Below are 12,198 nucleotides of genomic sequence, written 5' to 3' on the forward strand. Positions count from 1 at the left end.
TTCGGAAGCTTTCATGTCGATCATTGAATCATTGTCGATGTTTCTCTTGCCTACGGCGAACGAACAGTTTCTGCCGACGGGCTATATAGATCCATGGCTGCAGTTACTGGCAGCCATGGCGGCGTTTATTGCAGCCGCCATGAGCTTCATTCACCGGCCGCTGGAAAAGCAGAAATTGCCATGGCTGAAGATTTCGCCTGTGCTGGTGAATGCGCTGACCCTGACTGTCAGCATGTCTTTGGTACATGTTGTCAGTGTGACGGCCAGTCCGACTTACCAATCTCTTGGCTTCCAGCCTTCGTTGCTCTACCTGCCTTTGTTATTGACGTTCGCACTCAATTTCTCAGCCCTTCGGATGATCTCATTTGTTAAAAACAGCCCATTTCGCATGCTAATGGCATCGGGTCTCATCATGATGGCACTGATACTGCAAAATCTGATGGCATATACCGGGGTGAACCTTGCATCCATTTCCCAACTGGATGCGGCCATATACAGCCTTGCTGCGGTGATAGCGGGATTCTTGGTCACAGTGGCAATCTTGAGCCGGTTTGCTGCTAAGAAAACTGGGTTTTGGGACAAGAATCTGACCTCAGGCCTGTTGAGTGGAGCCTGTTTTACTGTGGCGTCGCTGATAATGGCTACTGCGTCAACTGAAACTGTGGTGCTGTCGCGTCAGCCTCTTCGTGATGAACCTTTTTTGTTTTCCATACTGGATGTGATGCTGGTTCAGGCTTTCTTGGCCATGTTCGCTATCGTGTTTAATCAACTGGCGAACGCTTGGCTTTGCAGTCATGCCGAAGCACGTTTGTTCAGTCAGCGCGAGGAGCAGTTGACGTCTATCCTCCAAACGGCGACGGAAGCCATCATTGCCATCGATCGAAAGGGGAATATTACCTATTTTAATCATTCTGCAGAGCGGATTTTCGGCTGGCACACGTCCGAAGTGCTGGGAAAAAATATATGCCTGTTGGTGACAGATGAACATCAGCATCGCCATGACATCTATATTCACAACTATCTGGAACGGCGAATGACGTCGGATATTGTTGGCTCGGTACGAGAAGTGATGGCTAAACGTCGAGATGGATCTGAGCTTCCTGTTAGACTCTCCATTGGACATCATGACTCACAAGGTCAACACGAATTCGTTGCCGTGATTTCGGATATCTCCGAGCAGAGGAGTATGGCCTGGGCGCTGCGGGAGAATGCTAAGCAGTACCGCGCGCTAGTCTCTAACTTGCCATGTATAGCTTTTAGAGAAATGACTGGAGCGACGCGCCATATCGTGTTCATCAGTGACGCAGCAAAGTCGCTTACGGGCTACAGCGCATCAATTCTGACCGGAGAAAATGGCGTCTCTCACTTTGTGGACCGTATTCACCAGGGTGACACCGCAAGCTATCGTAAAGTGCGAGAACTCGCCTCCCGCCGTCATGGGAAATATGATTGCGAATACCGCTTCCTGACCCGTGATGATGAAAAGAAATGGTTCTGGGAAATTGGACATAGTTATCGGGCAGAGGACGGCAGTACTTGGATTGACGGCGTCATTATCGACGTGACTGAAAAGCATGAAGCTGAACAAGAATTCGAAGAAAAGATGCGTCTTGCTGAAAAAGCCACCCAGTCCAAAGCTTCTTTCCTTGCCAATATGAGCTATGAGTTCCGCTCGCCGATGAACTCTATTCTTGGGTTAACGGAAGTGCTGATTGAGGAAGCGAAAACCCCCTCACATCGCCATCATTTGGAGGTGATTCGCGAGTCCGGTAACAGTTTGTTGAAGCTTATCAACGATATTCTCGACACGTCCAAGTTGGAAAGCCAATCCCTGCCACTCGACATTGCAGACTTCTCGTTGGTACAGCTTTGTCGTCAGATAGAGTTTATCGCCCGCGAGACAGTTCAGGCCCGAGATCTTCATGTGAGTCTCCATTATAACGATGCGCTTTGGGAGCACTATGTTGGTGACTCGCGCCGTATTAAGCAGTTGCTGCAAAATCTAATGCGCAGCGCGTTGACCAAAACAGAAAAAGGTAATGTTGCCCTTCATGTGTTGCCCACCAATGATGTAGTGAGGTTTGCGGTCGCCAGTTACGCACACAACCAGAAGACGGCAAGGGTGGATGAAGCCTTGAACACGGGGCAGACACTCTCCGCAACGCTGGTGACTCAACTCATTGAGTTGATGAGTGGCCACTTATGGTTTGATGGCGAGTCGATTCATGGCTCGGTGGTGTATGCCGATTTGCCACTCATCCCTGCGCAAAGCTCCAAAAGAATTGGAGATGAGCCTTCGCTGAGTTTTGCACTTCCCGCGCTGGAGGTATTGGTTATCGATGATGTGCAGCGCAACCAGCAGGAACTTCGGGACATGCTGCTGAGGCAGGGGGTGAAAGTGCTGACTTTCACTGATATGGAGTCAGCCGAAGATGTTCTGAAAACCCAGGCCGTCGACATGGTATTTCTGGATGCCTATCTCAGTGACGAGCACTATCCAACACCGCAAACCCTGCGAAGCTGGTCAGCGGTGTGCCGGGAAGAACCGCTAAAGGTAGTTGCTATGAAACTCGCCGTTGACCCGACGACAGACTGGCAGGCATGCGGTTTTGATTTCTCAATCGACAAACCTTTTATTGGCAGTGACATCTTCAGCATGTTGGCGAAATGCTACGGTGGGGAAGAAGCAGACAATATCGCTACGCTTAATCCACCAAACGAGAATGTCGACTTGTTTGACGATGCCTGGGCACTCCAGCATTGGCCAACGACAGACATCCTGTTGAGTGTTATTCGCGAGTTCTATGCGTCTTACAACGATCTGCCGGACATTATCCGACAACTGTTGAAAGAACAGCCAGAAGCGCTGGCTCCGTTGCTGAAACAGGCAAAAGAAGCGGCGAAATGTATCGGCTTTCCAGTATTAGAGCTGCGCGTGTCAAAACTTCTGAGTTATCTGGAAGCAGGGGATGTGGTGAAAGCTGAGGCCAAACTGGAATTGCTGCGCCACACTCTGGAAGAAACATTTGACCGTGCGTTAGCCTACCTCGGGGTCAGAGCGCATGAACTGGAAGACAACACCCTGATCAGCAAAATGCCTCAGGAAGTCTTCGAACGTAAAACTGAAATGTTCGTCAGCAAGCTCGCAGAAGGGCAATACGACGACGAGCTTTATAAAGAACTGGTGCCGAGAATGGCAGGATTTGTGTCCCCGCCGTTGCTTTCACAGTTTGTTGCCTCTATTGAAAATTTCGAGCTGGATGAAGCATACCGCTTGATTCTGACCGTGACTGAGCAAATGCCGACGTCACAGAATACGGGAGTACAGGGATATGGCGTATAAAGTGCTTGTGGTCGATGATGAACCCAGCAACCTTCATGTGATGCGCACTATCTTGCAGGATCAATACACGCTGATCTTTGCCAAGAGCGGAGAGCGTGCCATAGAGCTGACTATACAACAGCGACCGGATCTTATCCTTTTAGATATCATGATGCCGGGAATGAATGGTTATGAAGTTTGCCGCGCGCTGAAAAATGAAAAGGCCGTCAGTCACATTCCCATCATTATTGTGTCTGCACTTGATGAATACCAAAGCGAGGTAGAAGGACTAAAACGCGGAGCAGCAGATTTCCTGATAAAGCCGGTTTCGCCTGAGTTGGTAAAAAGCCGGGTGGCAAATCTGCTGGGAGAAGCGCGAGCCACCATTATGCAGGAAAACTACCAATTGGTCATAAATCAGATAGCTGCAGTTGCGGCCCTGCATAACAACTACGTCGAAATCTCTGCGCCGCGTATTGCTAAATTCTGTGAGTGGTTGTCGGTAAAGTACGGCCTCACCAAATCTAAGGCTGAAGATGTCGGCCTTGCTTATCCGCTTTGCCAGATAGGAGAGTTGTGGGATGACGGCGGGAACAACACGACAGCGGAGAGCCGCAGCTTATTGCTGCTTTCAGAAGCTACGAAAGGTTTTGCCTGTGTAGCGGTCACACTTCTGACTTACAAAAACACGCGATGGGACGGTTCTGGCTTCCCGGAAATTGAGGCAGATAAAATCCCTGAAGAGTGTCGGGTTGTGACGGTGGCTGAAGCGATTGATCGGGAAATCGAGAGTCATGAAGGCAGTGTATCAGACAGGGTGAAAGGGGCGATTGAAACTGTTTCACAAGAGGCAGGAACGCTTGCGGACCCCCGGCTAATCCACATCCTTGACGAGAATAGCGATGAACTCAGCCATCTCTATTTTGACTGGTTGTCATCGCCTTGGCCAACGCCCATTCTTCCTATCAACGAGTTCTGATGCAGTGCGAATAAGCCTGTGTTAGCATTTGCGCCCAGTCCCGCTGATGTTGTGCGGGCAGGACGTGATGGGAACGATTGTGCTGCTGATTATTGATAATTACGACTCTTTTACCTACAACCTATACCAGTACTTTTGCCAGTTGGGTGTCGAAGTAGAAGTGCACCGCAATGACGCTATCACGCTCGCTGACATCGAGGCCATGGCTCCCTCGCACCTAGTCATCTCGCCAGGACCCTGCACGCCGGACGATGCTGGTATCTCACTTGAGGCTATCAAACATTTTGCCGGAAAACTGCCGATTCTAGGCGTGTGTTTGGGGCATCAAGCCCTGGCTCAGGTTTTTGGTGGCAAAGTCATTCGGGCAAAACAGGTGATGCATGGCAAAACCAGCCCAGTGATTCATCGAGATGTTGGCGTATTTCAGTCTCTTAATAACCCGTTAACGGTCACGCGCTACCATTCTTTGGTGGTGGAGGCCAAATCACTGCCAGACTGCTTTGAAATCACTTCGTGGACAGAAGTAGACGGTGCGTTTGATGAAATCATGGGGATCCGCCACAAAATGCTCGCGCTTGAAGGGGTTCAGTTTCATCCGGAAAGCATTCTGACTGAGCAGGGCCACCAGCTTCTTCAAAACTTCCTCTCTCGCTATTGAATCCTTGGCTGGTTTTCTGTGCTCAGAACCCGTGTTGAAAGCTGATCATTGTCACTGTTTTTACATTTTCGTTTCGCCGTTTCCCAACTGTTAACAGTGAAACCTTATTCACTCCCTTCGCGCCATCTCTCGTTTATTTCCCAACAGGAAAGACAGTCTTACCGCTTGTTCTATTAATCATTTACCCTTCTTCACGCATAAATATGGCACTTGTGTGAATTTCCCATAGTTTATTGCACTAGATTATAAAATTTTCTGCTATTGATGTGGTTAATAGAATGTAAATACTATGCTTATAGCAGAATCGACAGAAGGATATGAGCGATGACAGCCGAACATAAAGTAGAACGTAAATTGTTCGATGAAGTAATGGTGCCATGTTATGCACCCATGGATATGATTCCAGATAGAGGAAAGGGTGCGCGTATTTGGGATCAGGATGGTCGTGAATACATCGATTTTGCTGGCGGTATCGCCGTAAGCTGTCTGGGTCATTGTCACCCGGTGATGGTCGACGCATTGAAAGCACAAGCCGAAAAACTTTGGCACCTGAGTAATGTCATGACCAATGCCCCAGCACTTCGTCTGGCGAAAAAGCTGACCGAAGTGAGCTTTGCTGAGCGCGTCTTTTTCGCCAACTCTGGTGCGGAAGCCAACGAAGCAGCTCTGAAATTGGCACGTCGCTGGGCAGTGGATGTGCACGGCCCAGAGAAGAGTGAAATCATCGCCTTCACCCAAGGTTTCCACGGACGTACATTCTTTACCGTCACAGTGGGTGGCCAGGCAGCCTATTCTGATGGCTTTGGTCCAAAACCGGGCGATATTAGCCATCTGCCATACAACGATTTGGATGCACTGGCAGCGGCTATGTCAGATAAAACCTGCGCTATCATGATGGAACCGCTTCAAGGTGAAGGCGGTATTGTTACGCCAGCCCCTGAATTTGTTCAAGGCGTTCGTGAGCTGTGTGACAAACACAATGCCCTGCTGATTTTCGATGAAGTTCAGACGGGTAACGGCCGTACAGGCACTTTCTACGCGTATGAGCAAACAGGTGTGACGCCAGACATTCTGAGCACCGCCAAATCGCTCGGCGGCGGTATTCCAATTGGTGCCATGCTAACCACAGAGAAACTGGCCGGTCACATGAAAGTCGGTACTCATGGCTCCACTTACGGTGGTAACCCACTGGCGTCTGCGGTAGCAGAAGCCGTGGTGAACGAGGTGAGTAAGCCGGAAGTATTGGCTGGTGTCAAAGAGCGCGAAGGATGGTTCCGTGAAGGGCTGGAAGCTCTGAATGCCAAATATAACATGTTCAGCGAAGTTCGCGGCAAAGGCCTGCTGATTGGTGCTGCTCTCAACGAAGAGTGGAAAGGTCGCGCCCGTGATGTATTGCTGGCTGCTGGCGAAGAAGGTTTGCTGGTATTGGTTGCCGGTACCAATGTGGTACGTATGACCCCATCACTGGTCATCACGAAAGAAGAAGTAGAAGAAGGTCTAGCGCGACTGGATCGCGCAATGGCAAAACTGACGGCTGTATGATCGCCGACGTTTTGACCACCCATTGCACCAGGAGGAAGTAAGATGCTGGTAATTCGCCCAATCAGAGAAACGGACTTTGATGCCTTGATGCTATGTGCTGAGGAATCCGGACATGGTTTCACTTCTCTACCAGTGGATGAAACACTGATCAAAGGTCGTATTGACCATTCCGTTGAGAGTTTCGCCCGTAACGCGCAAGCACCGGGTATGGAAGGCTACCTCATGGTAGCGGAAGACACCGAAACCGGCGAAGTGGCAGGCACCACCGGCATTGAAGCGGCTATTGGGTTGGATAACCCATTTTACAGCTACCACATCAGTAAAATCGTTCACCATTCACGTCGTCTGGATGTTCACAACGTGGTGGAAGTGTTGACCTTCGGGAACAACTACACGGGGGCGACAGAAATTTGCACCCTGTTTCTGCGCCCGGAGTTTCGCCAGGGACTGAACGGTAAATTACTGTCCAAGTGTCGTTTCCTGATGCTGGCTCAGTTTCCTGAAAAATTCTCTGACGTCATCTTCGCGGAAATGCGTGGTGTATCAGATGAAGATGGCAACTCGCCGTTCTGGGCTTGGCTTAAAGAACATTTCTTCTCGATTGATTTCACGTTGGCAGATTATCTGACGGGGACTGGGCAGAAAGGCTTCATTGCCGATCTAATGCCTAAGCTGCCCATTTACGTGAGTCTGTTGAGTGAAGAAGCGCGTGAGGTGATTGGTCAGGTGCACGAGAAAACCCGACCAGCACTTCGCCTTCTTGAAAAAGAGGGGTTTACCTGCCGTGGCTATGTCGACATTTTCGATGCTGGCCCAACAGTAGAGTGCCTTCGTCAGAACATAGACTCTATTCGTCGTTCATTCACCGCTAGAGTGAAGATCGCCGAGCACAGCAGTGCACAGGATTACCTGATTTGTAACAGTGACTTTGAAAACTTCCGCGCCACCGCAACGAAGGTTGGTGTCGATGAAGAGCGCAATGAAGTGCTCATCAGTAAGGAAGTGGCAGAAGCGCTGTTTGTACAAGATGGAGATACGGTCCGTCTGGTGTCGGTTTAGGAGAGACGATCAATGACACAATGGATTGAGAACAAAGCCATTGAGGGTAAGGGCGACGTCTTCGAATCGCTCAACCCATTTAACAGCGAGGCGATCTGGTCCGGCAAAGCGGCCACGCCTGAGCAAGTAGAAGCGGCAGTTGATGCAGCACGTTGTGCGTTCATCAGTTGGAAAAAAACGTCGCTTTCAGAGCGCCAAGCGCTGGTGGAGCGTTTCGCGGAAAAAGTAAAAGAAAACAGCGAACACCTTGCGAAAGTTATTGCGGAAGAAACTGGTAAACCGCTGTGGGAAACACGCACTGAAGCGGCGGCCATGGTCGGTAAAATCGGTATCTCACTGCGCGCCTATCAGGAGCGTACCGGCGAGCGCGCAAAAGATGTAGCGGGCACACAAGCAGTGCTGCGTCACCGTCCATTGGGTGTGATGGCGGTATTTGGCCCATATAATTTCCCGGGCCATCTGCCAAATGGTCATATCGTTCCTGCATTGCTTGCGGGTAATACCGTGGTGTTCAAACCATCAGACTTGACGCCGAAAACGGCCGAAGAAACCCTTAAGCTCTGGATTGAAGCGGGTCTGCCTGAAGGCGTGATCAATATGGTCCAGGGGGGCCGTGAAACCGGTGAAGCATTGGCACAATCCAAAGGCATAGATGGGCTGCTGTTTACTGGCAGTGCCAACACCGGCCATATTCTTCACCGTCAATTTGCAGGTCAGCCGGGCAAAATGCTGGCGCTCGAAATGGGTGGCAACAACCCAATGGTGATTTCAAATGACTATGGCGAAGTGGATGCCACGGCATACACTATCATTCAGTCAGCCTTTATCAGCGCAGGTCAGCGTTGTACCTGTGCCCGTCGACTTTATGTGCCGAAGGGTGACAAGGGCGATGCCTTGCTTTCCCGTTTAGTCGAGATGACCAAGAATATCCGTGTCGGTGGTCAGTTCGATGAGCCAGCGCCGTTTATGGGTGCGCAGATTTCTATTCGCGCCGCAGAAGGCATTCTGGCTGCACAGGCAAATCTGGAATCTCTTGGCGGTGAGCTGCTGCTAAAAGCGGAACTACTGCACGATGCCGTTGTTTCTCCGGGCATTATTGAAGTGAGTGAAGTCGCTGAGTTGCCAGATGAAGAATACTTCGGTCCACTGCTTCAAGTAGTGCGTTATGACTCTCTTGAACAAGCCGTCGAGCTTGCCAATGACACCCGTTACGGCCTGTCAGCGGGCTTGGTGTCAACCGATGATGAAGAGTGGGATTACTTCCTTGACCACATCCGCGCGGGTATCGTGAACCGCAACCGACAGCTGACAGGCGCAAGCGGGGATGCACCGTTTGGTGGGCCTGGCGCTTCAGGCAACCTTCGTCCAAGTGCTTACTACGCAGCAGACTATTGTGCCTACCCGATGGCGTCCATGGAAGGTGAAGATGTTTCACTACCAGCACAGTTGAGCCCAGGGCTCTCACTTTAATATTCCGTAATAACAAGCATTCAGGAGGATGTGATGGAACGCGTTCAGGCTTTATTTGACGGACTTTGGCAAGACTACACCGCACGCCTGTGCCCTTCAGCAGCAAAGGTGCATCAGTTGCTGGAAGAGGGGGCACCTCTGCTGAATGACCACATTGCACTGCGTACGTTTGCGCTACCAAAAGTGGGCCTCGACCGACTGGCAGCCCCTTTTATTGCAATAGGCTATGAGCCAAAAGGCGAGTATGAGTTCAAAGCCAAGAAGCTGTTTGCGCGCCATTTCGAGCATCCTAACCCAGATGCGCCCAAGGTCTTTATCAGTGAGCTGTTGGTGGGGCAATGTTCATCTGAACTTCAACTGGCTGTCCGCTCGCTGGTGGATCAGGTCGATGAGGACGCCTTGAATGACCCTGCTTTCCTTTATGGTGGTCGCTTGTGGGATATCGACTTTGATACCTATAAGAAGCTGGCCGCTGAAAGTGAATATGCAGGTTGGCTGTCAGCACACGGGTTTGGTGCTAACCACTTTACAGTCAGTGTGAATCAGCTGAGCACGCTCGATACCGTGAAAGGTGTGAATGACCTACTGCGCCAGTCTGGCTTTGCGATTAACGAGTCTGGTGGAGAAGTGAAGGGGAGCCCTGAAGTGTGCCTTGAGCAGTCTTCGACCATGGCAGACAAAGTGAATGTGGTTTTCAGCGACAGCGAACAAACCATTCCTGGTGGTTTCTACGAATTCGCCAAGCGTTACCCGCTGGCAGATGGTTCGCTATACCAAGGCTTTGTTGAAGCGTCAGCAGATAAAATCTTTGAAAGTACTGATCAGTAAACGCCTTGGATGTAATGAGCCAGCCTAGGATGTCAGTGAGGTTGGCCACTCATCATTGGAAGTTGCATCAAGTCGATGCATCTCTTCGCCCAGCATACACTGGATATGATAGTGGGATGGATCACTGAATCCAGTCATTTCTGTGCTGAGATTCCCTGGTGTAACGGGGATTGGCGGTTGCTGTGTTGATGATGATAAGTGCTGGATTTCCATGTCCATACCGATATTTCCTAACAGAAATGATGCATACAGATGCATATTAATATATACATAACTTGCATTGAAATTTAGCACTGAATAGTGACATTCGCAGGAAAATTGGCATGATCATGATCACGATATAAACAAAAAAGCCACCGAGGAACCGGTGGCTTTCTCTTATATAGGGTGCTTTTAGCGAGTACCGTATACCACGATAGTTTTACCGTGAGCAGAAATCAGATTCTGCTCTTCCAGCATCTTCAGGATTCGGCCAACAGTTTCGCGTGAACAGCCAACGATTTGACCAATTTCCTGACGGGTGATCTTGATTTGCATACCGTCTGGGTGGGTCATTGCGTCTGGTTGCTTCGCTAGATTCAGCAGTGTCTGGGCGATACGGCCAGTAACGTCCAAGAATGCCAAGTCACCGACTTTCTGGCTTGTCACTTGCAGACGGCGAGCCATCTGAGAAGACAAGCGCATCAGGATGTCTGGGTTAACCTGGATCAGCTGGCGGAATTTCTTGAATGAGATTTCTGCAACTTCACATGGAGATTTTGCGCGAACCCAAGCGGTACGCTCCTGATCTTCCTCAAATAGGCCCAGTTCGCCAATGAAGTCGCCCTGGTTGAGGTAAGAGAGGATCATCTCTTTGCCTTCTTCATCTTTGATCAGTACTGCCACAGAGCCTTTTACAATGTAGTACAGCGTCTCTGCTTTCTCACCCGCATGGATAAGGGTACTTTTCGACGGATACTTATGAATGTGGCAGTGTGAAAGGAACCACTCTAGTGTTGGGTCTGTTTGAGGTTTTCCTGGAACCATATATCTCATTTCCTCTGCAGTTGTTGCCTGATGAGTCTTCCTTAGCCCACCGTCCTGCGGCACAAGTCCGTTGGATAGCATAAGGTTTAGGCAGTCAGGCTACAAGCTCTCTGTTTGAGTCATTGAGTTTATCCTTTTTCCAGCACGATTTCTTGATTTTGATATGGACTTAGGCCCCTATTAAACGCTAAAAACGTGGAGAAGATCACGACCCTGAAAGTAATTGGAGGTAAGAAATGCAAGCAAGCGTCAAATGGTGTGGTGGTGAGACCTTCCTTGGACTGTCAAATTCTAGCCATAGTGTTGTGATGGATGGAAACGGCGGTAAAAATGCCCCAAGTCCAATGGAAATGGTGCTGATGGGTGCTGGCGGATGCAGCTCTGTCGACGTGATTGCAGCATTGAAAGAAGGTGCACAGCAGGTGGTTTCTTGTTTGGCTGAGCTTAGTGCTGAACGTCGTGAACAGTCGCCAAAGCTATTCACCAAAATTAACATCCATTTTGTGGTAACGGGCAAAGCGCTTGATGAACATCGTGTAGCAACTGCGGTGAGAGACAGCCTAGAAAAATACTGCTCAGTTTGTTTGATGCTCGGGGCAGGGGTGACAATGACCCACTCTTACGAGATCATCGAAAGCTCATGAAATTCTGGCATTAAGTATATGGTCCGGTGATGAATGTACGAAGGAGGGAGTTCCCCTCCTTATTAGTTTATCTGTGGTGTATCTAGATCTTCGGACAGTGCTGTTTGCACGTCTTCTGCAACGTTGACCTCTATGGTGAGAGCGGGATGATCTGCGCCTGCGGTTAATGCCTCGCCACGCTTGAAAGCGCTTATCATGCTTGGTGTTAGCTCAAACCGCATGAAGTGCACACTGGAGGTTTTCTCTTCGTTATCGCGCTCAAGATCCTCATCGCAGATGGGGTAAACCTTCGCGTCGTCGCCGACTCTCAGCCAGACCTTATTTTCTACGCCAATGAGCTTGGAGAGTTCTACTTTTCTAATTTCAGGATCAGCATACTCGATCATCATGGTCGCTTTGAGATTGCTGCCATCAGGGATGAGCGGGTTGTATGCATCCAACTCTTCTTTAATGCCCTCCGGCTCGAAGATACGCTCAATACGCAGCATTTCCTGAATTTGGTATTGGATAGTCTGACGGTTTTCAAAAATCAGCCTTGCATGTTTCCCAAGCATTACGAAGCGGTGCTTTTTGTGCTCCATGATTTGGTGACGGAACTGAGCACGGGCACGGGCATAGTCTTCTAACGTCATCAGATCGTCCGCAGTCAATTTTTCCATGGTTTTCGCTC

General features: G+C 49.8%; 11 protein-coding genes. 8 read left to right on the top strand and 3 right to left on the bottom strand.

Annotated features, from left to right (window positions below; all coding sequences use genetic code 11):
* The first annotated feature begins 13 nt into the window (after window positions 1–13).
* The 7 genes from VP504_RS12545 (at window position 14) to VP504_RS12575 (ending at window position 9,858) form a co-directional block, all read left to right on the top strand.
* Complete coding sequence (locus VP504_RS12545) at window positions 14–3,343, top strand: PAS domain S-box protein (protein WP_325891475.1); 3,330 nt, start codon at window positions 14–16, stop codon at window positions 3,341–3,343.
* Complete coding sequence (locus VP504_RS12550) at window positions 3,333–4,301, top strand: response regulator (RefSeq protein WP_325891476.1); 969 nt, start codon at window positions 3,333–3,335, stop codon at window positions 4,299–4,301. Before VP504_RS12545 ends, VP504_RS12550 begins: the two co-directional genes overlap by 11 nt.
* 79 nt (window positions 4,302–4,380) lie before the next feature.
* Window positions 4,381–4,959 (top strand): aminodeoxychorismate/anthranilate synthase component II, encoded by a 579-nt coding sequence (locus VP504_RS12555; protein WP_325894044.1) that lies wholly within the window; start codon window positions 4,381–4,383, stop codon window positions 4,957–4,959.
* A 324-nt stretch (window positions 4,960–5,283) separates the two neighbouring features.
* Window positions 5,284–6,501, top strand: coding sequence for an aspartate aminotransferase family protein (locus tag VP504_RS12560; protein WP_325891478.1), 1,218 nt, complete (start codon window positions 5,284–5,286; stop codon window positions 6,499–6,501).
* 42 nt (window positions 6,502–6,543) lie between these two features.
* Entirely contained in the window at window positions 6,544–7,560 is a 1,017-nt protein-coding gene (gene astA, locus VP504_RS12565; RefSeq protein ID WP_062667050.1) for an arginine N-succinyltransferase, read from the top strand.
* 12 nt (window positions 7,561–7,572) lie between these two features.
* Window positions 7,573–9,030: a succinylglutamate-semialdehyde dehydrogenase gene (astD, locus tag VP504_RS12570; RefSeq protein WP_325891479.1), complete on the top strand. Its 1,458-nt coding sequence runs from the start codon at window positions 7,573–7,575 to the stop codon at window positions 9,028–9,030.
* A 33-nt stretch (window positions 9,031–9,063) separates the two neighbouring features.
* On the top strand, window positions 9,064–9,858 hold the full coding sequence (locus tag VP504_RS12575; RefSeq protein ID WP_325891480.1) for a DUF1338 domain-containing protein: 795 nt from the start codon (window positions 9,064–9,066) through the stop codon (window positions 9,856–9,858).
* Between the two features lie 24 nt (window positions 9,859–9,882).
* Here the strand turns inward: VP504_RS12575 and VP504_RS12580 are convergent, their stop codons facing one another.
* Both VP504_RS12580 and crp read right to left on the bottom strand, forming a co-directional pair.
* Window positions 9,883–10,077, bottom strand: coding sequence for a hypothetical protein (locus VP504_RS12580; protein ID WP_325891481.1), 195 nt, complete (start codon window positions 10,075–10,077; stop codon window positions 9,883–9,885).
* A 174-nt stretch (window positions 10,078–10,251) separates the two neighbouring features.
* Window positions 10,252–10,884, bottom strand: coding sequence for a cAMP-activated global transcriptional regulator CRP (crp, locus tag VP504_RS12585; protein WP_002535199.1), 633 nt, complete (start codon window positions 10,882–10,884; stop codon window positions 10,252–10,254).
* A gap of 236 nt (window positions 10,885–11,120) precedes the next feature.
* On the opposite strand from crp, the gene VP504_RS12590 reads away from it, so the two are divergent.
* The gene (locus VP504_RS12590; RefSeq protein WP_325891482.1) at window positions 11,121–11,528 is read left to right on the top strand and encodes an OsmC family protein; all 408 of its coding nucleotides are present in this window, start codon (window positions 11,121–11,123) and stop codon (window positions 11,526–11,528) included.
* 62 nt (window positions 11,529–11,590) lie between these two features.
* Here VP504_RS12590 and VP504_RS12595 read toward each other — a convergent pair whose 3' ends face one another.
* Window positions 11,591–12,187 (bottom strand): DUF3501 family protein, encoded by a 597-nt coding sequence (locus VP504_RS12595; protein WP_325891483.1) that lies wholly within the window; start codon window positions 12,185–12,187, stop codon window positions 11,591–11,593.
* Between the last annotated feature and the right edge of the window lie 11 nt (window positions 12,188–12,198).

The organism is Grimontia sp. NTOU-MAR1 (genome assembly GCF_035758505.1).
Lineage (GTDB): Bacteria > Pseudomonadota > Gammaproteobacteria > Enterobacterales > Vibrionaceae > Enterovibrio > Enterovibrio marinus.

Bases quoted from the DNA above. Each gene is read 5' to 3' on its own strand.
- VP504_RS12545 (WP_325891475.1), top strand. From the start codon at position 14: ATGTCGATCATTGAATCATTGTCGATGTTTCTCTTGCCTACGGCGAAC.
- VP504_RS12550 (WP_325891476.1), top strand. From the start codon at position 3,333: ATGGCGTATAAAGTGCTTGTGGTCGATGATGAACCCAGCAACCTTCAT.
- VP504_RS12560 (WP_325891478.1), top strand. From the start codon at position 5,284: ATGACAGCCGAACATAAAGTAGAACGTAAATTGTTCGATGAAGTAATG.
- astA (WP_062667050.1), top strand. From the start codon at position 6,544: ATGCTGGTAATTCGCCCAATCAGAGAAACGGACTTTGATGCCTTGATG.
- astD (WP_325891479.1), top strand. From the start codon at position 7,573: ATGACACAATGGATTGAGAACAAAGCCATTGAGGGTAAGGGCGACGTC.
- VP504_RS12575 (WP_325891480.1), top strand. From the start codon at position 9,064: ATGGAACGCGTTCAGGCTTTATTTGACGGACTTTGGCAAGACTACACC.
- VP504_RS12580 (WP_325891481.1), bottom strand. From the start codon at position 10,077: ATGGACATGGAAATCCAGCACTTATCATCATCAACACAGCAACCGCCA.
- crp (WP_002535199.1), bottom strand. From the start codon at position 10,884: ATGGTTCCAGGAAAACCTCAAACAGACCCAACACTAGAGTGGTTCCTT.
- VP504_RS12590 (WP_325891482.1), top strand. From the start codon at position 11,121: ATGCAAGCAAGCGTCAAATGGTGTGGTGGTGAGACCTTCCTTGGACTG.
- VP504_RS12595 (WP_325891483.1), bottom strand. From the start codon at position 12,187: ATGGAAAAATTGACTGCGGACGATCTGATGACGTTAGAAGACTATGCC.